Annotated in this window: 26 protein-coding genes and 1 pseudogene; 24 read left to right on the top strand and 3 right to left on the bottom strand. The window is 36.2% G+C overall.

Going from position 1 to position 22,089, the window contains the following annotated elements; genetic code table 11:
• Positions 1-9 precede the first annotated feature (9 nt).
• The 8 genes and pseudogenes from lipA (at position 10) to Bandiella_RS06565 (ending at position 6,714) form a co-directional block, all read left to right on the top strand.
• The gene (gene lipA / locus Bandiella_RS06530; protein WP_323732856.1) at positions 10-936 is read left to right on the top strand and encodes a lipoyl synthase; all 927 of its coding nucleotides are present in this window, start codon (positions 10-12) and stop codon (positions 934-936) included.
• Positions 937-1,797, top strand: a complete 861-nt coding sequence (gene mreC / locus Bandiella_RS06535; protein ID WP_323732857.1) for a rod shape-determining protein MreC — start codon at positions 937-939, stop codon at positions 1,795-1,797.
• Complete coding sequence (locus Bandiella_RS06540; RefSeq protein WP_323732858.1) at positions 1,781-2,152, top strand: dihydroneopterin aldolase; 372 nt, start codon at positions 1,781-1,783, stop codon at positions 2,150-2,152. Before mreC ends, Bandiella_RS06540 begins: the two co-directional genes overlap by 17 nt.
• Before the next feature lie 207 nt (positions 2,153-2,359).
• Positions 2,360-3,123, top strand: a protein-coding gene (locus tag Bandiella_RS06545; protein WP_323732808.1) for an IS5 family transposase whose coding sequence is annotated in 2 segments (ribosomal slippage) — positions 2,360-2,732 and positions 2,732-3,123 — 765 coding nt in all. Because the reading frame shifts where the segments join, the coding sequence is not laid out codon by codon here.
• 484 nt (positions 3,124-3,607) lie between these two features.
• A complete protein-coding gene (locus tag Bandiella_RS06550) occupies positions 3,608-4,588 on the top strand; it encodes a polyprenyl synthetase family protein (protein WP_323732859.1) in 981 nt (326 codons plus the stop codon).
• Between the two features lie 17 nt (positions 4,589-4,605).
• Positions 4,606-5,442 (top strand): 4-(cytidine 5'-diphospho)-2-C-methyl-D-erythritol kinase, encoded by an 837-nt coding sequence (locus Bandiella_RS06555; RefSeq protein WP_323732860.1) that lies wholly within the window; start codon positions 4,606-4,608, stop codon positions 5,440-5,442.
• Positions 5,443-5,644: 202 nt separating this feature from the next.
• Positions 5,645-6,408: pseudogene (locus Bandiella_RS06560) on the top strand (IS5 family transposase).
• 84 nt (positions 6,409-6,492) lie between these two features.
• Entirely contained in the window at positions 6,493-6,714 is a 222-nt protein-coding gene (locus Bandiella_RS06565; RefSeq protein WP_323732861.1) for a transposase-like zinc-binding domain-containing protein, read from the top strand.
• Between the two features lie 5 nt (positions 6,715-6,719).
• Here the strand turns inward: Bandiella_RS06565 and Bandiella_RS06570 are convergent, their stop codons facing one another.
• Complete coding sequence (locus Bandiella_RS06570) at positions 6,720-7,484, bottom strand: IS5 family transposase (protein ID WP_323732862.1); 765 nt, start codon at positions 7,482-7,484, stop codon at positions 6,720-6,722.
• A 186-nt stretch (positions 7,485-7,670) separates the two neighbouring features.
• Between Bandiella_RS06570 and Bandiella_RS06575 the strand changes: the two genes are divergently transcribed.
• Positions 7,671-8,075: an IS1 family transposase gene (locus tag Bandiella_RS06575; protein WP_323732863.1), complete on the top strand. Its 405-nt coding sequence runs from the start codon at positions 7,671-7,673 to the stop codon at positions 8,073-8,075.
• Here the strand turns inward: Bandiella_RS06575 and Bandiella_RS06580 are convergent.
• Positions 8,062-8,517 (bottom strand): transposase, encoded by a 456-nt coding sequence (locus Bandiella_RS06580; protein WP_323732864.1) that lies wholly within the window; start codon positions 8,515-8,517, stop codon positions 8,062-8,064. The genes Bandiella_RS06575 and Bandiella_RS06580 overlap by 14 nt on opposite strands.
• A 68-nt stretch (positions 8,518-8,585) precedes the next feature.
• On the opposite strand from Bandiella_RS06580, the gene Bandiella_RS06585 reads away from it, so the two are divergent.
• From Bandiella_RS06585 to Bandiella_RS06655, 15 genes are all read left to right on the top strand, one after another.
• A complete protein-coding gene (locus tag Bandiella_RS06585) occupies positions 8,586-9,194 on the top strand; it encodes an ankyrin repeat domain-containing protein (RefSeq protein ID WP_323732865.1) in 609 nt (202 codons plus the stop codon).
• A gap of 22 nt (positions 9,195-9,216) precedes the next feature.
• The gene (locus Bandiella_RS06590; protein ID WP_323732866.1) at positions 9,217-9,918 is read left to right on the top strand and encodes a hypothetical protein; all 702 of its coding nucleotides are present in this window, start codon (positions 9,217-9,219) and stop codon (positions 9,916-9,918) included.
• A 22-nt stretch (positions 9,919-9,940) separates the two neighbouring features.
• The gene (locus Bandiella_RS06595) at positions 9,941-11,047 is read left to right on the top strand and encodes a hypothetical protein (protein WP_323732867.1); all 1,107 of its coding nucleotides are present in this window, start codon (positions 9,941-9,943) and stop codon (positions 11,045-11,047) included.
• A gap of 185 nt (positions 11,048-11,232) precedes the next feature.
• On the top strand, positions 11,233-11,673 hold the full coding sequence (gene rimP, locus Bandiella_RS06600) for a ribosome maturation factor RimP (protein ID WP_323732868.1): 441 nt from the start codon (positions 11,233-11,235) through the stop codon (positions 11,671-11,673).
• A 19-nt stretch (positions 11,674-11,692) separates the two neighbouring features.
• Positions 11,693-12,988 (top strand): transcription termination factor NusA, encoded by a 1,296-nt coding sequence (gene nusA, locus Bandiella_RS06605; RefSeq protein WP_323732869.1) that lies wholly within the window; start codon positions 11,693-11,695, stop codon positions 12,986-12,988.
• 396 nt (positions 12,989-13,384) lie between these two features.
• Positions 13,385-13,591, top strand: coding sequence for a cold-shock protein (locus Bandiella_RS06610; protein ID WP_323732870.1), 207 nt, complete (start codon positions 13,385-13,387; stop codon positions 13,589-13,591).
• Positions 13,592-13,620: 29 nt separating this feature from the next.
• Complete coding sequence (locus Bandiella_RS06615; protein ID WP_323732871.1) at positions 13,621-13,896, top strand: HU family DNA-binding protein; 276 nt, start codon at positions 13,621-13,623, stop codon at positions 13,894-13,896.
• Between the two features lie 85 nt (positions 13,897-13,981).
• Positions 13,982-14,440 (top strand): single-stranded DNA-binding protein, encoded by a 459-nt coding sequence (gene ssb / locus Bandiella_RS06620; RefSeq protein ID WP_323732872.1) that lies wholly within the window; start codon positions 13,982-13,984, stop codon positions 14,438-14,440.
• 234 nt (positions 14,441-14,674) lie between these two features.
• On the top strand, positions 14,675-15,100 hold the full coding sequence (gene tsaE / locus Bandiella_RS06625; RefSeq protein WP_323732873.1) for a tRNA (adenosine(37)-N6)-threonylcarbamoyltransferase complex ATPase subunit type 1 TsaE: 426 nt from the start codon (positions 14,675-14,677) through the stop codon (positions 15,098-15,100).
• A 136-nt stretch (positions 15,101-15,236) separates the two neighbouring features.
• Entirely contained in the window at positions 15,237-15,629 is a 393-nt protein-coding gene (locus Bandiella_RS06630) for a transposase-like zinc-binding domain-containing protein (RefSeq protein ID WP_323732428.1), read from the top strand.
• Positions 15,578-15,709, top strand: coding sequence for a hypothetical protein (locus Bandiella_RS06635; protein WP_323732528.1), 132 nt, complete (start codon positions 15,578-15,580; stop codon positions 15,707-15,709). Before Bandiella_RS06630 ends, Bandiella_RS06635 begins: the two co-directional genes overlap by 52 nt.
• Positions 15,658-15,981 (top strand): IS1 family transposase, encoded by a 324-nt coding sequence (locus tag Bandiella_RS06640; RefSeq protein ID WP_323732685.1) that lies wholly within the window; start codon positions 15,658-15,660, stop codon positions 15,979-15,981. Before Bandiella_RS06635 ends, Bandiella_RS06640 begins: the two co-directional genes overlap by 52 nt.
• A 795-nt stretch (positions 15,982-16,776) precedes the next feature.
• A protein-coding gene (locus Bandiella_RS06645; RefSeq protein ID WP_323732779.1) for an IS5 family transposase occupies positions 16,777-17,540 on the top strand; the annotation gives its coding sequence in 2 pieces (ribosomal slippage) (positions 16,777-17,149 and positions 17,149-17,540; 765 coding nt in all).
• A gap of 34 nt (positions 17,541-17,574) precedes the next feature.
• The gene (locus Bandiella_RS06650) at positions 17,575-19,167 is read left to right on the top strand and encodes an MFS transporter (RefSeq protein WP_323732874.1); all 1,593 of its coding nucleotides are present in this window, start codon (positions 17,575-17,577) and stop codon (positions 19,165-19,167) included.
• 37 nt (positions 19,168-19,204) lie between these two features.
• Positions 19,205-21,259 carry an MFS transporter gene (locus Bandiella_RS06655; RefSeq protein ID WP_323732875.1) on the top strand — a complete coding sequence of 685 codons (2,055 nt, stop codon included), beginning with the start codon at positions 19,205-19,207 and terminating at the stop codon, positions 21,257-21,259.
• A gap of 67 nt (positions 21,260-21,326) precedes the next feature.
• Here Bandiella_RS06655 and Bandiella_RS06660 read toward each other — a convergent pair whose 3' ends face one another.
• Positions 21,327-21,722, bottom strand: coding sequence for an IS1 family transposase (locus tag Bandiella_RS06660; RefSeq protein ID WP_323732876.1), 396 nt, complete (start codon positions 21,720-21,722; stop codon positions 21,327-21,329).
• Positions 21,723-22,089: the final 367 nt, after the last annotated feature.

Raw genomic sequence — 22,089 nt, forward strand, 5'->3', positions numbered from 1 at the left:
CATAAATATATGAAGGAGATAAATTTGGCAGAAGAAAATATCCATAAACAGAGCGTTGGCACATTACAGAAACCCTCATGGTTAAGAGTTAGAGCTCCAACAGGGGCGGTTTATGAAAAAACAAAGTCGATCGTAAAAGATAAGTCATTAAACACGGTTTGCGAAGAAGCAGCATGTCCTAATATAGGTGAATGTTGGAATAAAAAACATGCTACTTTCATGATTCTTGGGAGTGTATGCACTAGGGCGTGTAGATTTTGCAATGTTGCAACAGGTTTGCCAGATAAACTTGATCCACACGAACCAGAAAAAATTGCTATGTCTGTCAAAGCACTTGGCTTAAAACATGTTGTGATTACTTCCGTTGACAGGGATGATTTGGAAGATGGGGGGGCTGACCATTTTGCGAAGTGTATTATTGAAATCAGAAAATTATGCAGTGATACAACTATCGAAATCCTCACCCCAGATTTTCTAAAAAAGGGAGAGGCATACGATGTTATAGTCAAAGCTAAACCTGATGTTTTTAACCATAATATAGAGACTGTACCTTCACTTTACCCTGAAATTAGACCAGGTTCTAGATATTTTAATTCGTTAAACCTGTTGCATAATATAAAGAAAAAAGACAGAACTATATTCACGAAGTCTGGAATGATGGTGGGCTTAGGCGAAACAAAACAGGAAGTGCTGCAGGTAATGGATGACTTAAGGGCGGCTGATGTCGATTTCCTTACCATAGGTCAGTATTTGCAACCAACTGCTAAGCACGCTGTAGTTGCGAGGTATGTTGATTTAGAAGAATTCGATTATTACAAGAGGATGGCGCAAGTGAAAGGATTTCATATGGTTGCGTCAAGTCCATTGACTAGGTCTTCATACCATGCACAAGAGGACTTTGATAAGCTGAAGCACAATAAGTTATTGGCAGGTTGAATGGTTAAAGATAGATATCGCACAAAGAAAATTGATTTACTATCCAGTAATACAAAATTGTTTAAAACAGTTTACGGTAAATTGTTTTTGTTAATAGTGTTTTCCATCACATTAGTTTGCTTGAACGTGCCTAGCTTTAAAACTTTTCGCGATCGGGCGCATGATGTTTCGGGTGCGACATATTCAATTGTCTCTTACCCTATATACTGGGTTAAAAACAACTATGATGCTGTCAGAGAGTACCTTACTACGTTAAGAGAGGGTAAGGAGATTTACTTAGAAAATCAGAAATTAAAAGAAGACCTTTTGCATTTAAACTTGGTAAAAGAAGAAAATGAGGAGTTAAAGCGGTTATTAAATTTTCAAAATAATTTCGTTTTTTCAAAAATCACTGGAAGAGTGGTGCTTGAATCCAATGAAGACTTATATAGCCAATACTTATTGAATATCGGTCTGAAAAACGGGGTTCAAAAAGGCAACGCTGTCATCAGCCACAACAGACTGGTTGGCAGAGTAATTGATGTGAGCGAAAAAACTTCAAAAATTCAACTGTTAACCGATAAGGATTCGAAAGTTTCTATATCCATAGTTAACACAAGTTATAAGGGGATTGCGACTGGTACATACAGCAATAATCGTCTGAAAATATTGTATTTACCAAGTGATGCAAAGTTAGAAGTTGGACAAATGGTTGTGACATCTGGTGTAAAGCATTCTATGCCATATGGCCTTTATGTTGGTAAAATAGTGAAATATGACAATGAGTTTTACATTGAAGTCTCTGAAAGCTTCAATAAAAAATTTGCTTTGGCAAGTATTTTAAGATTGCAAGAAAATTTTGCTGATGCAAGAAAAAAATAACAGCATATTGCAAATCACAGATTACGAATTATTTGTGAATATTGGAGTTGAGGAAGGTGAAAGGAAAAATAAACAAAGAATTTTGCTATCGATAAAAATCTTTTTCAAAACCATTCCAAAAGCTGTAATTACCGACAGAATAACAGATACAAAATGTTATCTCAATCTCTGCAATAAATTGGATATCTTCAATAACCAAGAATTTAATACTATAGAAGCTCTTGCGCATGCAAATTTCAAATTTGTTAAAGACATTTTCCAAGCAGACAATGTGAGACTACAAGTGACTAAATTTCCAGATATTCCTAGTCTAAAAGGTGGTGTTAGTTTTGCTATAGAGGACAAGTGTGAATAATTTTGTATGTTCCTCCTCCGCGCTATAGTCCTAGCTCTTTCCCAAGTTCTCTGTCGTCTATAAAATTGCACCCCTTGATTTACTAGGGGTACACAACTTTACTTTACTCAAGGTTGTTTTAAATGTAGCATATTATTATACAATTTAGATAATGTCGTCATGAGATTTGTGGTATAATATGAAAGAAAAGATAAATCAGGAGTAAAAATGGATTTAGGGCTACATAGGCATGATATAACAGATAATATGTGGGATTTGATAAAGGATCATTTACCAGGAAGGGAAGGTACGTGGGGAGGTTTGGCACATAATAACAGAAGATTCATTAACGCAGTATTTTGGATATTAAGAACAGGTTCTCCCTGGAGAGATTTGCCTTCAGAATATGGAGGATGGAAAAATACACATAAAAGATTTTGCAGATGGAGAGACAAAAGGATATGGGAGGCTTTATTGGAGATATTTGTGAAAGAACCTGATATGGAATGGTTAATGATAGACGCAAGTCATAGTAAAGTGCATCCACATGCTTCAGGTGCAAAAGGCGGCAATCAAGATATGAGTCGTACAAAAGGGGGCTCAATACAAAGATTCACCTTGCCTTGGATTCACATGGTATGCCACTCAAAGTTATTATCACAAAAGGCTCAGAAGCTGATTGCAAGCAGGCTGTTAATCTTATTGAAGAGATGAAAGCTGAGTACTTACTAGCCGACAGAGGGTACGATGTTAATTACATAATTGACCATGCCCAAGAATTGGGCATGAGAGTTGTTATTCCTCCTAAAAAGAACAGAATCACCCAGAGAAAATACGATAAAGATTTATACAAAATAAGGCATATTGTAGAAAACACCTTTCTTCATCTTAAAAGATGGAGGGGAATTGCAACCAGATATGCTAAAAATTCAGCTTCTTTTCTTGCCGCAATTCAGATTAGATGCTTATCTCTTTGGCTTAAAATCTCATGACGACATTATCTAAATCAAACCATCACATTTATCCTTATTTTATCTTTCAACGCTCCCAAGTAATCGAGATCAAAAGACACAACAGATAGTATAGATTGTTATTGGCCTCAAGCCTAATGCCTTTGAATAACAGAGAGTAAACTTTATTTTTTAAATGGACCACCACTTTTAAGTTTTAACGTTAAAACAGAAATTCGATTATTCAGCATAACACATTTATAAAGCTTGTATAATAAAATAAAATATGTAACCTGATCAATGTCCTATGAATTAGGTTAATTCTGTATTTTAAGAGCTTTATGTTTTTATGGCTTAAACGCTATTTATCGTTTTTAGGCTATTTCTAGGACTTAATAATGCTTCAAGATTTGAATGGTGGCATACAAGACTTAGAGTGCCTACTGTTGAAATCTTTAAAAAACAACTATCAAAAAGTACGGAGCATGTATGAAAATTAAATTTAAAAACAAACATGGATGCACAATTGACAGCTAAATTTACCAATGATTTGGCTACTGAGCTTAGTAAGCTGGATTCAATTCTATTAGGCGTCTCTAGCAGCAATAAAACCCAACTTCTAAACCAAATTGCCAATCACATCGTATCATCTGGGGGCAAAAGAATAAGGCCGTTACTAACGATTGCTATCGCTAAGTTATTCCTAACCGATGAAGTGATAATGAATAAAGTCCTGATGCTCGCATCAGCAATAGAGTTTATTCACACTGCAACGCTGTTGCATGACGATGTTGTAGATAATGGAGATATGAGGCGCAATCACATAACAGCTAATTATGTTTGGGGCAATAAGCCAAGCATATTGGTTGGGGATTTTTTATTCAGCCAGTCTTTTGAGCAGATGGTCAAAACAGAGAATCTGAAAGTGCTTGAAATATTGGCAAGAACTTCAGCAAAAATTGCGGAAGCAGAGGTTTGGCAGCTTGATATCGTAGGAAAGTTGGATTTACTTTTTAGTGACTATATTGACCTGATTTCTGCCAAAACTGCTGACTTATTTGCAGCAGCTTGTGAATGTTCTGCAATACTTGCTAATGCTGATGAAAAGCAGATTAAAAGCTTGAGGAACTTTGGATTGAATTTGGGAATAATTTTTCAAATCAACGATGACATCTCTGATTATTTTAGCAATATCTCTCGCTTAGGAAAAAAAGCAGGCAATGATTTTTTTGAAAACAAAATAACATTGCCAGTAATTTTGCTGTTAGAAAAAGCAGCCTCAGATGATCTTGCAGTGATACATAATCTTTTAGCAGCAGAAAATAAAACTTCACTTGATTTGACCAAGCTGCTAAATTACTTTGAAAAATATTCAATCAAAGAAGAGTCATACGCTGTTTCAAATCAATTTATAACCAAGGGGATCAAAAACCTAGAGATAATACCAGACTCTGCAGTAAAAGGCATGCTTTTTGACTTGATTGCGACTTATAAAAAATCATTTTAAAACGCTAGTAAAACAACATGTTGTGTACAAAATCTTACGCAAAGGTCAATCTATTTTTGAATGTCGTGGGTAAAAATTTAAACGGGTATCACGATGTTCAAAGCCATTTTTTGAGGTTAAAACTTCACGACATTGTATATGTCAGCCTCTCAGATACATTGAGATGTAGCGTTGAGGGCGCCAAAATTTCAGCTGAAGGGAACATAGCGCTAAAAGCAGCGCAATATTTGCAGAAAACGCATAATGTCTTGCAAGGTGCTGATATCAGAATAATAAAAAACATCCCCGTTGCAGCTGGTTTGGGTGGAGGCTCGTCCAATGCAGCAGCTGTTTTAAAGCTATTAACGAAACTTTGGGGTTTGAAAGAGTTGAAAAAAAATGTATTGGGTGAAATTGCGTTTAAAATTGGAGCAGATGTTCCATTTTTTATCAGCAATTATCAAAGCTCTTTCGTAGAGGGTGTGGGTGACATATTAACACCCAAAAAATTAGGAATAAAATTTTATATTCTGCTTGTTAACCCTAAGATAAATATTCTTTCAAAAGAAGCTTATGCACATATCTTGACCGACGCTTTCTCCCCAAATATTATCTGCAATACACAACCCATAATAAACGAGATTTTTCATGGAAAAAATGACTTAGAGCCCCATATAAAAAAACATTACCCAGTCATCGATAAACTGCTTAAAACAATTCAACAACAACAGAATTGTATTGTCAGTAGAATGAGTGGCTCTGGTTCCACATGTTTTGGAATTTTTGATAAAAAGACAGATGTACTTAGTGCTGCCGAAAATATGTCAAGAAAACACCCTGATTACTGGTTCTACAACCAATTAGTCTTAATTTAATAATATATACTCAAAGTATTTTTAGAGTTGGCAAGGAATTGAGTGCCGAGCATGAGGCGCGTACATATGTACGTAACGAAATGCGAAGTATGACGACGCAAATTTTGAGTCAACGGAGTATATATATTTTTTTTTACTTTTAGATAGTGTCGTCATGAGATTTGTGGTATAATATGAAAGAAAAGATAAATCAGGAGTAAAAATGGATTTAGGGCTACATAGGCATGATATAACAGATAATATGTGGGATTTGATAAAGGATCATTTGCCAGGAAGGGAAGGTACGTGGGGAGGTTTGGCACATAATAACAGAAGATTCATTAACGCAGTATTTTGGATATTAAGAACAGGTTCTCCCTGGAGAGATTTGCCTTCAGAATATGGAGGATGGAAAAATACACATAAAAGATTTTGCAGATGGAGAGACAAAAGGATATGGGAGGCTTTATTGGAGATATTTGTGAAAGAACCTGATATGGAATGGTTAATGATAGACGCAAGTCATAGTAAAGTGCATCCACATGCTTCAGGTGCAAAAGGCGGCAATCAAGATATGAGTCGTACAAAAGGGGGCTCAATACAAAGATTCACCTTGCCTTGGATTCACATGGTATGCCACTCAAAGTTATTATCACAAAAGGCTCAGAAGCTGATTGCAAGCAGGCTGTTAATCTTATTGAAGAGATGAAAGCTGAGTACTTACTAGCCGACAGAGGGTACGATGCTAATTACATAATTGACCATGCCCAAGAATTGGGCATGAGAGTTGTTATTCCTCCTAAAAAAGAACAGAATCACCCAGAGAAAATACGATAAAGATTTATACAAAATAAGGCATATTGTAGAAAACACCTTTCTTCATCTTAAAAGATGGAGGGAATTGCAACCAGATATGCTAAAAATTCAGCTTCTTTTCTTGCCGCAATTCAGATTAGATGCTTATCTCTTTGGCTTAAAATCTCATGACGACATTATCTAGAATTTTCTTCTATTTTTCTTCAGGCTATTTTATTTTTGGGAGTGTTGCCATAAGATAGATAAGATGCTAAAATGAATATAGCGAGCAACAAAGAAAATAGAAATATGAATACAGAGTGTAAAAAATGCAGTAGCAGTAAATACGTTAAGAATGGTAATATTAGGGGTATGCAAAGGTATAAATGCAAAGAGTGTGGATGTAATTTTACAAACACTAAATTAAGAGGCTGTTCGCCAGAGATGAAGGCTCTGGCAGTGTTATTGTACAGCATGGGAAAAAGTAGCTTTAGATAATGTCGTCATGAGATTTTAAGCCAAAGAGATAAGCATCTAATCTGAATTGCGGCAAGAAAAGAAGCTGAATTTTTAGCATATCTGGTTGCAATTCCCCTCCATCTTTTAAGATGAAGAAAGGTGTTTTCTACAATATGCCTTATTTTGTATAAATCTTTATCGTATTTTCTCTGGGTGATTCTGTTCTTTTTAGGAGGAATAACAACTCTCATGCCCAATTCTTGGGCATGGTCAATTATGTAATTAGCATCGTACCCTCTGTCGGCTAGTAAGTACTCAGCTTTCATCTCTTCAATAAGATTAACAGCCTGCTTGCAATCAGCTTCTGAGCCTTTTGTGATAATAACTTTGAGTGGCATACCATGTGAATCCACGGCAAGGTGAATCTTTGTATTGAGCCCCCTTTTGTACGACTCATATCTTGATTGCCGCCTTTTTGCACCTGAAGCATGTGGATGCACTTTACTATGACTTGCGTCTATCATTAACCATTCCATATCAGGTTCTTTCACAAATATCTCCAATAAAGCCTCCCATATCCTTTTGTCTCTCCATCTGCAAAATCTTTTATGTGTATTTTTCCATCCTCCATATTCTGAAGGCAAATCTCTCCAGGGAGAACCTGTTCTTAATATCCAAAATACTGCGTTAATGAATCTTCTGTTATTATGTGCCAAACCTCCCCACGTACCTTCCCTTCCTGGTAAATGATCCTTTATCAAATCCCACATATTATCTGTTATATCATGCCTATGTAGCCCTAAATCCATTTTTACTCCTGATTTATCTTTTCTTTCATATTATACCACAAATCTCATGACGACACTATTTAGATGACTAGGGAAATTATTTAAAGTAGCTCATACTAGCGTATATAAGTGGATAATACTGTATGCTAAAAAGATACCAAGACCAACAGTGCCGGAAGAATTGAGAGAAGTTGAAATAGATGAGATGTGGCATTTTGTAGATTCAAAAAAAACAAATTATGGATATGGAAAGCCTATAGTAGGGAGCTCAAGAGAGTTGTTGCCTGGGTGGTTGGTAAGCGTAACGTTACAACCTTTAGAAAATTGTGGAAAATCATAAGTAGAGATAATTGCAGTTATTACACAGACGATTGGTCTGTTTATTCAGAGGTTATACCTCGCCATCAACATGTTGTTGGCAAACAACATACACTCTCAATTGAGTCCAATAACTCAAACACAAGGCACAGAATTGCAAGAATGACCAGAAAAACAAAGGTAGTTTCAAAATCTGAAGAAGTTGTCGATCTTACGATTAAGCTCTGGCTACATTTTGAGGATAACAATAATTTCCTAAGTGAGCAGGGCAATTTTATATCTATCTTTGGCTAACACTCTGCAAAAAAGTAAATACCTCGCTCATATATCCTTGAGATTTTAGTTGATCTCTAAAAATGGCAAAGATTTTTGATAACAAATTTGTTCCTATCTTTGAGCGGATTCTACTAAAAACGCTATAATCAGGTGTGGCTTCGGTTAAATCAAAATCACAAAACCACTTGGCTGCAACACTGTCACTCAAATATCTTTCTAGTTCACGATCTGACAAATCTTCCATAAACTGTAACAACAAGCATTTAAATAAACGTAAAACACCATATCCCTTATAATTAGCAGGAGATTCAATTCCCTTCAGCTCTTGCTCTACTGCCCCAAAATTAAACAGCTCCTTAAATTTGCGATATTGATGCTCACTACCAACCAATTGATCCAAACATACCATTATTATTTGATGCGCTGATGACATTTTTCTCTTCTTTATTCTGTAATCCACTCCACTATACCTTTCTTTATTCCATCTTGCAACACTCCCAAGATAAGCCTGTGCTATTGGGCAGAATCTTGGAAAAAGAAGGGGAAGAAATATTTCGAAAAGGTGGGAGATACAGTGCTTTAGAGGCAATATGGGAGCGTATTATGAAGCTGTTTGGATTTGAATATAATTCTACAAATTCATTGGACAGGGATGGTAAAGGACCGTTGGATTATCTATATTCCTCCAAACCTGTGTTGGAGTTGGTTGTTGAAAAAAATGTGGTCGACATAAACCTAAAAAACAAAGATGGGGAAAGTTCAATCATGCAAGCTGCCAAGGGTGGGTATTGCGAATCTTTTGAATATTTAGCAGACAAGGGAGCTAATCTAATGCTTCAGGACCATCAAGGCAAAAATTTAGTACACAAATTAATTGAAAGTTTTGATGTAACCAAGAAAGATGAACAGCTGGCAATTATAAAAATTTTAAAAGATAAAGGCGTGCTAAACGAATTGTTAGATCAGAAAGATGTAAATGGAAAAACACCACTGGATATTTTAAAAGACAACCCCAAACCTGATCTTATAGCAGACCTATATACCGTATCTGGAAAAGTGCATAATCCTAAACCTTCCAGTTGGGAATCTCGAGTCACAGCCCAGCCACCTTCTACAAACACTTCAAGAATTATGTAACCAACTGTAATTAGGAGTACAAATGTCAAAAAAAAACAATACTCAGCCTAGCTCACCAATCTCACCAGAGCAAGATAAGCTCAGGAAGGAAGCGGCAGCGAGAATGCACGACGCTCGCGAAGCGCTTATAACAGATATGCAGGATATGCTAAAGAATACTGAGGATATTTCCAAGTTGCTAGAGGATAGTCAGAGCGTCCCTATGTTTGTTCAAAAGTCAGAAAGGGAAATGGAGGATGCACTAAGAGAGAAATTTGCTGAAATTCGGAATGGGAGTGGAAAATCTTCTCCTTATTTTACTATTGAAGAGCAAATAACTTTGGATAATATATTAGAGAAGGGTGATACATCCATATTACAAAGTGAGAAGGCAAAGGAAAACTACACCTGGCGTGAAAGCATAACTCAATTCTTTTGCAAACTGGTTGGTATCGAGTATAAAGTTATGGACATCAACGCATTGGATAAAAATGGTAAAAGACCGTGGGAATACTTGCTGCATTCAGAAGAAACGTTAAATTTAGCAAAATCGAATGGTGTTGACATAGGATTAGCCAATGCTGATGGTAAAAATGCAACTCAAAGGTTGGCTGAAGTTAATAATCATGACAAAGAGGTGGATACAAAAACCATATCCGAAAAGACGCATGATAATACTCAATCAGTTTGGAGAGAGCGAGTTGCTGCGCAACCAAGTTCTCCGAATATTTCAAGAAATGTGTAAACAACCTTAGTCAAGAGGGTAAATGCCAAAGAAGTATAAGACTCAGTCTCCACCACCAATTCCTTTGAAACCATCTGTACTGAAGGAAGAGGTGGGTACGGGGGAAAGCAAAATTCTCCAAACGCCCATAGAAAAAGAAAGGGAGAATGAATTAAGAAAAAAATTTGCTGATATTCGTAACGGGAATAAAGCTACTATTCCTTATTTTACACCGCAAGAACAGGTTGTTTTAAATAACATGTTGCAGCGCGGTGACGCGTCCATACTGCAGAGTGAGAAGGCAAAAGAAAACTACACTTGGCGTGAAAGCATCACTCAATTCTTTTATAAACTGGTTGGTATTGAATATAAGGCTATGGATATTAATGCGTTAGACAAAAATGGCAAAAGACCGTGGGAATATTTGCTGCATTCTGGAAAAGCATTAAATTTAGCAAGGCTGCAAGGTGTTGATATAGAGTCACATAATGATGATGGTAAAAATATGGTCCACAGATTGGTTCAGCAAACCAATGATCAAAATAAAGAAGAAAGCCTAAAAATCATAAAAACTTTCGGGAGAGGGGGTATGTTTTTGGCAGACGACTACGGTATAACGCCATTTGATCTCGCGAAGAATCAAGCTGCAACAATGCCTCTTGGTAAAGAAGTCTTGGATACGCTGGTTACAAGTACTATAAAACCTTTAAAAAAAGGAGAAGTTGCGACTAAGGAGACTATAGACGTCATAAGCCGCGTGGGAATTAGTTATTTCTTGGATTCTCCGAAAATTTTTGTGTCAGCCGTAAACAATGGTGCAGATCTAAGACACCAAGACCATGAAGGGAAAAATGTCTTGCATAAGTTGTTTGAACAGTTCTACCCTAAAGACATGGCAAATAGGCAAATGTTGGAAACCTTGGTAGGTCATGAGGATTTTCGTTTATTATTGAAACAAAAGGATTTTGAGGGTAAAACGCCTCTTGATATAGCCAAAGCTTCCTATAATGCAGAAGAACTTATCCCTCAATTGGAAAAAAGTCAGCAGAGTACAACAACTACAAAAGACCGTTCAAACACTGCAAAGTCATGGGTGGATAATATTGAAGCTAAAGAAGCTAAGGCCTTAGGTGCAAAGTTGAATAGGTAGGGTTTTAAGACTTACTTTTTAAGTTAGCGGAGTATGATCCAGTGGGTGGTGGTCACGTCAAGCGACTTGACTTTTTTGTTTTTAGAATTATTATTTCTTTATCTTTAGATTAGCCCTATATATTAAGTAAAGCAATGATGAATGTATGTAACACTCAACAAGAGAACAAGCTTGCTGATGAATTAATGCATTTTGTTGAGAAAGAAGGGTATGAGATTGTCAGAATAAGGATAAATAAAAGTAAAAAAAGCCAAAGCTGCCAGATAATGATAGAAAGGTCGGATAATCAACGGATAGATATAAAAGATTGTGAAAAAGTAAACAAAGAGGTTGTTCGGTTATTAAAAGAGAACGATCTGGGGCTGGTTGATTGCAATATTGAGGTTAGTTCGCCTGGAATAGACAGGCCTTTAACTAGGTTAAAAGATTATGTTGCATCTAAAGGTAAATTGGTTAGGATAAGCACTTTATACAAGGTTCAGAACAGACGTAGTTTTAAGGGGCGCTTGGTTGACATGGACGATCAATCAATCAAAGTCAGATTGGCGGGCAGTGATGATATATTGGTTTTGAGTTTTGAATCGATAGCCGAGGGCTATTTGCAGTATGAATTTAATAAGGTATAAAAATTATTTGGTATAATTAATGAAAGTTAAGAATTTTGGTGGCAGTGAGATTTTGCATGTGGCAGAAGCTGTAGCAAAAGATAAGGGAATAGCAAAAAACCATATTTTAGAAGCGCTTGAAGAGGCTATTAGCGTTGCAGCAAAAAGAAAATATGGAGCAAACGTTCCTGTAAAGACCCACATCAATAGGCAGTCTGGAGATATTGAGCTGTATAGAGAAACACTTGTTCTTGAAGATGTTTCAAAATTCGATACTGATCAAGAAAACGTCAGAGTTATTAGCTTAGAAGAAGCAAGGGCTATCAACCCTGATTTGCAAGATGGAGACACCATAAAAGAAATATTGCCACCATTGGAAATAGGTAGGCTAAACGCTGGTTCTGTAAAACAGGTGATAATTTCCAAAGTGAAAGAGCTCGAAAGAGATAAACTATACGAGGAATTCAAAGATAGAATTGGGGAAATACTAAATGGCGTAGTGGAGAGAATAGAGGGAAATGGATTTATAATAAAAATATCTGGAGCTGAAGCGGTCCTTAGAAAAGACCAGGCGTTAAAAACTGATTATTATAAGTTAGGGGATAGAATAAGAGCATGTTTGGTAAAATTAGACAAAGAGTCTAAAGGGCCTATACTGATTTTATCCAGAACTCATAAAGAATTTGTCAGTCAATTGTTTAAGCAAGAAGCGCCTGAGATATACGATAAAATTATTGAAATAAAAGATATTGCTAGAGACCCGGGCTCAAGAACGAAGATATCTGTATACTCATCGGACCCATCTGTTGATCCTGTTGGTTCTTGCGTGGGAGTGAGAGGAGCAAGGGTGCAAACTGTGATAAAAGAATTGAAGGGTGAGAAAATAGACATAGTCAAATGGAGTGAAGACCCAGCTACATATGTTGTTAATGCATTGGGTTCTATGCAGGTTTCTAAGGTTGTGATTGATGAAGAGCAAAATAGAATAGAAGTGGTGATTCCTAACGATGATCAAAGTCAAGTTATTGGAAGAAGAGGGCAGAATGTAAAATTGATTTCCGAGCTAGTTGGTTGGAAGATTAGCATAACAACAGAAGAGACAGAAATCCGTAAAAGACAGGAAGAGTTTAGTCGTATTACTGAGTTGTTTATGGAAAGGTTAAATTTGGAAGAGATCTTAGCGCAATTACTAGCATCGGAAGGTTATAATAGCATACAAAGCTTAGCTGAGGCTAGTGTCGTTGCTATCGCTTCTATAGAAGGGTTAGATGAAGAGATAGCGACAGAGTTGATTTCAAGAGCCAAGGAATCCATGGCCGAAGAAAAGGTAGAATAGCTAACGCTATATACCTCTGATAAAAATTCAACGTTGGCAAAATTTATAGACGATAAATAGCTTGAAAAGAGCTAGGACTATGAGCGATGAGCATGAGGCGCGTACATATGTACCTAAACGAAATGCGAAGTCCGAAGTATGACGACGCCAATTTTTCAAGTTATCGGAGTATATTTGTTGAAAAATAGAACTTTACCATGAACCAATGGACAAAAATAAGCTAAAAATAAGGGAAATAATGAATTATTATCTTTTAAACTTGTAATATATGTGGTATCAGGGTTATATGTAGGGTTTATCAATCTTTTATATCCTTGCTTTAGTTAATAAAAAGACGTGAAGGTTGAAGGATTGGTTTAGCTACTGTGTTTAATTATTATTAGGAGAAACAAAAAAATGAAATTTACTGGTACAGTTAAGTGGTTTAATACCGAAAAAGGATACGGATTTATTCGTCCTGATGATGGACAAAAAGACGTTTTTATCCATATGTCTGCATTAAAAGGTGCGGGCCTGAATGGTTTGAAAGATAACCAGAAAATAGAATATGAGATTGCAAAAGAAGGTGGCAAAGAGTCAGCTGTTAATATATCTTTAATCTAATTATAATTAACTTTATCAAAGGAGACAAAATGAATAAGAATGAATTCATAGAAAAATTATCACAAGAGTTGGGTAGTACTAAAGTTGCTGCTAATAAAAGTTTAGATGCGGTTCTGAAATGTATAACCTATGCCATGAAAACTAACGATGGATTAAGGTTTGTTGGATTTGGAACTTTTAAAGCAAGAAAAATTGCAGCTAAAGAAGTTAAAACACCAAAAGGAACAATGGCAAAAGTACCTGCTCATAAAAGAATAAGTTTTTCTGTTGGTAAAGAATTTAAACAAGTTGTAAACGGTAAATAGGTTTGTTGCTTGCATTCGCGCTTGGTGGACTAATTGCTCTGCTATGCTTTTTTATTGGTTATCGTTTGGGTAGTAGGAGGTAATAATGTCTGGTAGTGTGAATAAAGTTATATTGGTTGGAAATGTGGGAAGCCAACCTGAAGTTAGAAGTATACAATCAACCGGAGAGGAGCTTGTAACTTTTTCTTTGGCGACAAGCGAAAAATGGAAAGACAGAAACACAGGAGAAAATAAGGAGAAGACTGATTGGCACAGGATAGTGGTTTTTTCTCCTGGTTTAGTCAAGATCATCAAAAGTTATGTAACTAAAGGAAGTAAGTTATATTTGGAAGGTAAGTTGCAAACTAGGGAGTATCAAGATTCAGATGGAGTTAAAAAGTATACTACAGAGGTGGTTTTGACTCAGTATAATAGTGCTTTGACTTTGTTGGATTCCAAAAAAGACACTTTCTCGACCGGGGCGTCTGATGGACCTATGAGGTATGATCAGGTTAAGGAGAAAGAAAGTGAAGATTTGATGAACGACGATGATATTCCATTCTAGACGCGCCAATTGGTGAGTCCCCATGCTTTGAAAGGGATGTGCACATCAAGTGGGTGGGAGAGTAGAGAGAATTAAAAAAGGAAAGGGCTTTGTTTGCTTGTACTTTGAATTGGCCGATTGGGCTTTGATCATTTTTTTAACTTGCAGGTGAATTTGATATGAACCTAAAAGCAATTGTTGAAACGCGTCAAATATATATCTATTATGTCGTAGTCGCATACCAAAATAAAAACAATGAAAGAATACATATGCAGTCTTGAGCAACTAGATGAACTTGCTGGTACTTTCTCGTCCAAATTAAAGAAGGGAAGTGTTGTATTGCTACATGGGGAGTTGGGGAGTGGAAAAACAACGTTTGTAAAGTTTTTAATAGGCCATTTAGGTGGCAACTGGGATGACGTAACAAGTCCAACTTTTAACCTTGTGCACCAATATAAAACAGCAAGATTTGATGTATGGCACTTTGACTTATATAGATTGAAATCCAAGGAAGAATTATACAATTTGGGCGTTGATGATGCTTTGGAAAATGGGATATCTATCCTAGAATGGGGTGAGATTGCAGAAAGTTTACTACAACCTATCCATACTAAAATTTTTTTTGAATATGCTGGCGATCCTAAAGTAAGAAAGGTATTGGTAGAAAATATGCACTGCTAACTTCAAAAATTGGCTTTAAAATATATCGGATTGCGGCATTTTGTTACGTGTTTTTACACGCCCCTTATGCTCTCGCCATTATATTATGCAGGAGTGTTTTTAGGGAGTGTTGCCATAAGATAGATAAGATGCTAAAATGAATATAGCGAGCAACAAAGAAAATAGAAATATGAATACAGAGTGTAAAAAATGCAGTAGCAGTAAATACGTTAAGAATGGTAATATTAGGGGTATGCAAAGGTATAAATGCAAAGAGTGTGGATGTAATTTTACAAACACTAAATTAAGAGGCTGTTCGCCAGAGATGAAGGCTCTGGCAGTGTTATTGTACAGCATGGGAAAAAGTAGCTTTAGATGGCTAGGGAAATTATTTAAAGTAGCTCATACTAGCGTATATAAGTGGATAATACTGTATGCTAAAAAGATACCAAGACCAACAGTGCCGGAAGAATTGAGAGAAGTTGAAATAGATGAGATGTGGCATTTTGTAGATTCAAAAAAACAAATTATGGATATGGAAAGCCTATAGTAGGGAGCTCAAGAGAGTTGTTGCCTGGGTGGTTGGTAAGCGTAACGTTACAACCTTTAGAAAATTGTGGAAAATCATAAGTAGAGATAATTGCACTTATTACACAGACGCTTGGTCTGTTTATTCAGAGGTTATACCTCGCCATCAACATGTTGTTGGCAAACAACATACACTCTCAATTGAGTCCAATAACTCAAACACAAGGCACAGAATTGCAAGAATGACCAGAAAAACAAAGGTAGTTTCAAAATCTGAAGAAGTTGTCGATCTTACGATTAAGCTCTGGGTACATTTTGAGGATAACAATAATTTCCTAAGTGAGCAGGGCAATTTTATATCTATCTTTGGCTAACACTCTGTGTTTTTAAAGCAGCTTTGCACAGTAAGGGCCGTATATATACTCCGATAACTTGAAAAATTGGCGTCGTCATACTTCGATTTCGCATTTCGTTACGTACATATGTACGCGCCTCATGCTCATCGCTTGTATTCCTAGCTCTTTTCCAAGTTCTCTGTCGTCTATAAATTTGCCAACCCTTGATTTACTAGAGGTATACTAAAATACAAAAAATTTTTTATATAAATAAAAAACTGCAAGACTTCTGTAATAAGTTATGTTACAATGCGTCCGTAACTAAAAAGTTACGAAACGGTTTGTTTGAATGATAAGGATGTAAAAGGACTGTACTTCCGTAGCTGTTATTCACCTATCCCCCATATATAAATACAGTCCCTTTACTCCATTTAACAGTACTTTTACTGAAACTTCAACTGATTTTCTCTTCTACATTAAGCATGTTATTATCTTCCATTATACTTCGCTAACTTCAAGAATTGGTCTCAAAATATATCGTAATTAGTATAGCGTCTGAGTATACTCCGATAGCTTGAAAAATTGGCCTCAAAATACTTCGGACTTCGCATTTTGTCACGTACAAATAGTAAGATCCTCATGTTCATCACTCATCTTGCTAGCCCTTTTTAAAGTGATCTGTAGCCTATAGATCTACCAATTCTCAGTTTGACTTGAGGTACGTAAATCTCTTAAATAAGATTAAAGAAGCGCAGCGAGCCCAGCGCTTCTTTAGATAATGTCGTCATGAGATTTGTGGTATAATATGAAAGAAAAGATAAATCAGGAGTAAAAATGGATTTAGGGCTACATAGGCATGATATAACAGATAATATGTGGGATTTGATAAAGGATCATTTACCAGGAAGGGAAGGTACGTGGGGAGGTTTGGCACATAATAACAGAAGATTCATTAACGCAGTATTTTGGATATTAAGAACAGGTTCTCCCTGGAGAGATTTGCCTTCAGAATATGGAGGATGGAAAAATACACATAAAAGATTTTGCAGATGGAGAGACAAAAGGATATGGGAGGCTTTATTGGAGATATTTGTGAAAGAACCTGATATGGAATGGTTAATGATAGACGCAAGTCATAGTAAAGTGCATCCACATGCTTCAGGTGCAAAAGGCGGCAATCAAGATATGAGTCGTACAAAAGGGGGCTCAATACAAAGATTCACCTTGCCGTGGATTCACATGGTATGCCACTCAAAGTTATTATCACAAAAGGCTCAGAAGCTGATTGCAAGCAGGCTGTTAATCTTATTGAAGAGATGAAAGCTGAGTACTTACTAGCCGACAGAGGGTACGATGTTAATTACATAATTGACCATGCCCAAGAATTGGGCATGAGAGTTGTTATTCCTCCTAAAAAGAACAGAATCACCCAGAGAAAATACAATAAAGATTTATATAAAATAAGGCATATTGTAGAAAACACCTTTCTTCATCTTAAAAGATGGAGGGGAATTGCAACCAGATATGCTAAAAATTCAGCTTCTTTCCTTGCCGCAATTCAGATTAGATGTTTATCTCTTTGGCTTAAAATCTCATGACGACATTATCTAATGCTAATAGTTTTAACTTATTATGCAACTTTTAATTGCACCACACTTAAACTATGATCCAAATATAACTAGACGCACCTCTGATAAATGTTGGCAAAATTTGTGGAGAACAAATAACTCCAAAAATAGCGCTTATGTAGTGGCCTTTAATATTGTGTTTTATTTGTTCGTAACTTATGGGTCTACAAAGTCTAAGTCTGGTGGTAAGACAAAAGATAAAAAAATCTTGCTAATTAAAAAAAAGTATGTTGTGCTTAGCACTCACAGTGAAAGACAAATTTATTTATGGGGTTGTATGTCTAATAATAAGCTAACCAGAGGGCAGAGAGAAGCTGTAGCTCTTCTTTCTATTGGAATGTTTCTGGAGTATTTCGACCTAATGCTGTATATTCATATGGCAGTGTTCTTAAACGAGATTTTTTTTCCGCAGGCTGATAAAACCACCGCTCAATTGGTTACTGCTGCAACTTTTTGTTCAACTTATCTGATGAGACCAGTGGGTGGTTTTATCATCGGGTGGATAGGTGACCGTATGGGAAGGAAAACGGTGATAATGATCACAACAACCATAATGGCAATTTCATGCATTGTGATGGCGTCTGTTGGAACTTATGCAGAGATTGGGGTGACAGCAAGTGTTGTGATGATATTATGCAGAATGTCGCAAGGGCTCTCTTCTGTCGGAGAAGCAATTGGCTCTGAAATATACATATCTGAAACCTTTAAATCACCTTACAAATATATATATTGTGGGATAATTGATATTAGTGGTATGATGGGGGGTATATTTTCTTTACTTGTTGCATCGTTTGCTCTCTCTGTTGGGTTGAATTGGAGATTGGCGTTTTGGATAGGGGCTAGTATAGCGATATTCAGCTTTGTAGCGAGAGTAAGACTGGGTGAAAGTAAGGAGTTTATAGAGCACCAAAATAAACTAAAAGCCCAAGCTGGTTTAGATAAACAGAAGGTGGAGGATAAATCAGTTCATCCAGAAAAAATAGATAAGAACGCTATTTTTGCATATTTTTTGATTCGTATTATAGCAGTGGCTTGTATTTATATTGTATTTGCATACATGGGTGAGTATATGAAGGAAAAATTGGGTTATACTTCTGAAGAGGTAATCCATCAAAATACAATCATTAGCATCTTGGTGATCATTGGCACAGTAGTAGCATTAAGTTTTGCAAAAAAATATCATCCCACAAAAATAGCTAAAGCTACGGTATTCTTTTTCCTGGTTTTTTTACCGTTTATTCCATGGTGGTTGTCTAATATTACTGGGGCCATATCATTAACATGCGTGCAGTTTGTGATGTTTTCTTTTGGGTTGTACTTAATTGGAATGGAGGTGGTCTGCTTCAAATATTTTCCCATTACTAAACGTTTTACCATCTTAGCAACCACGTTTGGGGTTGCCAGTGTGTTAGGGCAGATAGTAATTGCTTTTGGCCTGATCCCCCTGACGGAGCATTTAGGCTATTATGGGCTTTGGGTAATTTATATTCCTGTCATCGGCGGATTTTTATATGGGATTAATTATATTGAAAAGCTGGAGAAAAAAAGGGGGGTATATGATATTTATCCAAATGAAAAATCTATCAACATAAACTAATCTCGCACCATAATTGAAACAAATTCAGGAGATATAAATGAGTCATCCCAAACTTACAAAATATCAAAAAGAAGCAGTAGTATTGCTTTCTTTAGGAACTTTTCTAGAATATTTTGACTTAATGCTTTACCTTCACTTAGCAGTTTTTTTTAATGACCTGTTCTTCCCCCCGACTGAACCATGGATTGCTAAACTACTGGTTGCTGCAACTTTTTCTATCACCTACGTTACAAGACCAATAGGTGGATTTATTATCGGTTGGATTGGGGATCATATAGGCAGAAAAACCACTATAATTATCACGACATTTATAATGGCTTTCTCGTGCATTGTTATGGCAAATATCGGCACTTATGCGGAGATTGGCATCACCGCAACTATTGCGATGCTCTTGTGTAGAACGCTGCAAGGGTTTTCTTCTATGGGAGAAATAGTTGGAGCACAACTTTATATATCGGAAATTTTAAAACAACCTTATAAGTACGTATATACTGGTATTGTTGATATTGCAAGTTGGATCGGTGGGCTAATTGCTTTGGCAATAGGGGCTCTTGCTATTTCTGTACAACTTAATTGGAGGATGGCTTTTTGGGTCGGGGCAGTAATCGCTTTAGTTGGCATGTTTGCCCGTACAAGATTAAGGGAAACTCCAGAATTTGTGGACTATAGACGTAGAATGAAAATCAAGGCTGAGCTAAATAAACAAGATCCGGAAATTATAAAGCGTCTTAAGATTTATCAAGATAAGATGGATAAGAAAGTTATTGTCTCCTATTTCCTTATTCGGTTAGTAGTTGGCTCCTGTTTCTATATTACTTATGGTTATATGAGCGAGTTTATGAAGGATTCCTTGGGCATGACTGCTGCAGAAATAGTCAACCAAAATACGATTATAAGTATTGTAACATTGGTGGCGATGGTAGTGGCGCTGTGTTTTGTGAGGAAGTATCATCCAATAAAAATAGTCAAAGTAACGATATTCTTTTTTCTAATTTGTTTACCGTTCATTCCATGGTGGTTGTCTAATGTTTCAGGTACAATATCCTTAACTGCTTTGCAATTTGTGATGTTCTCTTTCGCAATATACGTGGTTGGAATGGAGGTAGTGTGTTTTAGGTATTTTCCTATTGCAACGAGATTTACCCTCATAGCCACAACATTTGGGGTTGCAAGTGCAATAGGGCAAGTGGTTATAACATTTGGTTTAATTCCATTAATGGAGCATTTAGGCTATTATGGGCTTTGGGTGATTTATGTTCCTGTTGCAATTGGTTTCTTATATGGGGTCAACTATATTGAAAAATTAGAGAAAAAAAGAGGCTCTTATTATAAATATCCAGAAGAAGAAAAGTTAGACATCCCAATTGACACGGCAATGGAGCAAAGTGGATTTAGTTATAACTTAGGAGAAGAATATAAAAACTATAACACGTATTGCAAGTACTCCCAAAAATTGCTTAATCGAATAGAAGACCTAAATCAACGTGCAAAGAAGAAAGTGAACATTGAGTTGATAAAAAAAGCCATTATTTTTGCAAAAAAATGGCATGGGTTAGATAAAAGAAACACAGGTGAACCATTTTACTCTCATCCCTTAGCTGTGGCCGATATTGTTTTGGACTATTATTTCAAAACTGATGTTATAGTAGCTGCAATATTGCACGACGTTGTTGAGGATACAGATTGTACAATTGAGTTGATAGAACAGGAGTTCAATCCGCGTATAGCGCAGATGGTAGATAGGCTTACTAAAATACAAAAACGAGATGATAAGATAGTAAAGCTGAGCTTAGACGAAACTGTTGATAACTTACATAAAATGCAGGATAACGAAGTGTTACTTATCAAACAACTCGACAGACTGCATAATATGCATACCATTAGCGGAATGAAGAAGGAGAAGCAAAGGAGAGCAGCTATTGAGACTATGAATATATTGATCCCCTCCATTGCAGACACCGTGGAGAAGCTAGACATTAGCGATAAGTTGAAATTAGAAGATGAGCTTTATAATCTTTCTAGTCCCTATCTTAAGGATGAGGATGAAGATCAGAATGAGGATGAGGATGATAAAGCTCCTCGACAAAAATAAGTGATAAAAATGCGAAATATGACAACGCCAATTTTTGAAGTTAGTAGGGTAAATTTGGTGGGAGTGTTCATAAATAGATAGAAAGAGCTAAAGCTTTGTTAAAAAATAAAACAAGGGATAATCTTAGCATTTCAGAACACTTGCTAAAGCGTTTAGTCTTGCGATTTAATCTAGCAAGCATATCCCTTAAGGAGGAATTGAAGCTCTCAACCAAACAAGTTTCAGACTTTGTCTGCAGATGTATTTGAGCAATTTTATAATGACAATAGACCTCATACCCATCTGTACACATATAACGAATTTGGTATTTTTCTCCTAGCTCACGAGCTAAATCTACGTAATTTTCTTTATCACCTGAACCTACTTTAAACGCAACAGTTTTGAATCTGTCCCTATCGACAGCAGTCCATATTCTTGTTTTATTCTCTTTTTTTTGACGTATGTATATAGGGTTCTGTCGCATCTGTTAATTTTTGAAATAAAAAGTAAAAATTAAGAATTTTTAACTCCCGATTTTCCGCACTTTGAAATTTTCACTTTTCACTTTTTGCACTGAATTTTCACAGATGCGACAGAACCATCCGCGTGCAACGTGGAAATCGAACCTGGGAGCGTTGAAAGATAAAATAAGGATAAATGTGATGGTTTGATTTAAGGAAGTTTGGACCATGGTCTAAAAAAATTAACAAAAAACTGGTTTCCCCAAGAATTCAAAAGATTTCTTTGAGGTGGGATATGGTAATTTTTAGCTTTTTATTGATTCTGCGAAGCGTGATTTTATGGGTTCTGTCGCATCTGTGAAAATTCAGTGCAAAAAGTGAAAAGTGAAA

Origin of the sequence: Candidatus Bandiella woodruffii (assembly GCF_034359465.1) — a bacterium.
Taxonomy (GTDB): Bacteria; Pseudomonadota; Alphaproteobacteria; order Rickettsiales; family Midichloriaceae; genus NDG2.

Bases quoted from the DNA above. Each gene is read 5' to 3' on its own strand.
- Bandiella_RS06570 (WP_323732862.1), bottom strand. From the start codon at position 7,484: ATGGATTTAGGGCTACATAGGCATGATATAACAGATAATATGTGGGAT.
- Bandiella_RS06655 (WP_323732875.1), top strand. From the start codon at position 19,205: ATGAGTCATCCCAAACTTACAAAATATCAAAAAGAAGCAGTAGTATTG.
- rimP (WP_323732868.1), top strand. From the start codon at position 11,233: ATGCATTTTGTTGAGAAAGAAGGGTATGAGATTGTCAGAATAAGGATA.
- Bandiella_RS06590 (WP_323732866.1), top strand. From the start codon at position 9,217: ATGTCAAAAAAAAACAATACTCAGCCTAGCTCACCAATCTCACCAGAG.
- Bandiella_RS06610 (WP_323732870.1), top strand. From the start codon at position 13,385: ATGAAATTTACTGGTACAGTTAAGTGGTTTAATACCGAAAAAGGATAC.
- Bandiella_RS06615 (WP_323732871.1), top strand. From the start codon at position 13,621: ATGAATAAGAATGAATTCATAGAAAAATTATCACAAGAGTTGGGTAGT.
- Bandiella_RS06540 (WP_323732858.1), top strand. From the start codon at position 1,781: ATGCAAGAAAAAAATAACAGCATATTGCAAATCACAGATTACGAATTA.
- lipA (WP_323732856.1), top strand. From the start codon at position 10: ATGAAGGAGATAAATTTGGCAGAAGAAAATATCCATAAACAGAGCGTT.
- Bandiella_RS06555 (WP_323732860.1), top strand. From the start codon at position 4,606: ATGTTGTGTACAAAATCTTACGCAAAGGTCAATCTATTTTTGAATGTC.
- Bandiella_RS06630 (WP_323732428.1), top strand. From the start codon at position 15,237: ATGAATATAGCGAGCAACAAAGAAAATAGAAATATGAATACAGAGTGT.
- Bandiella_RS06595 (WP_323732867.1), top strand. From the start codon at position 9,941: ATGCCAAAGAAGTATAAGACTCAGTCTCCACCACCAATTCCTTTGAAA.
- Bandiella_RS06650 (WP_323732874.1), top strand. From the start codon at position 17,575: ATGCAACTTTTAATTGCACCACACTTAAACTATGATCCAAATATAACT.
- ssb (WP_323732872.1), top strand. From the start codon at position 13,982: ATGTCTGGTAGTGTGAATAAAGTTATATTGGTTGGAAATGTGGGAAGC.
- Bandiella_RS06660 (WP_323732876.1), bottom strand. From the start codon at position 21,722: ATGCGACAGAACCCTATATACATACGTCAAAAAAAAGAGAATAAAACA.
- tsaE (WP_323732873.1), top strand. From the start codon at position 14,675: ATGAAAGAATACATATGCAGTCTTGAGCAACTAGATGAACTTGCTGGT.
- nusA (WP_323732869.1), top strand. From the start codon at position 11,693: ATGAAAGTTAAGAATTTTGGTGGCAGTGAGATTTTGCATGTGGCAGAA.
- Bandiella_RS06565 (WP_323732861.1), top strand. From the start codon at position 6,493: ATGAATATAGCGAGCAACAAAGAAAATAGAAATATGAATACAGAGTGT.
- mreC (WP_323732857.1), top strand. From the start codon at position 937: ATGGTTAAAGATAGATATCGCACAAAGAAAATTGATTTACTATCCAGT.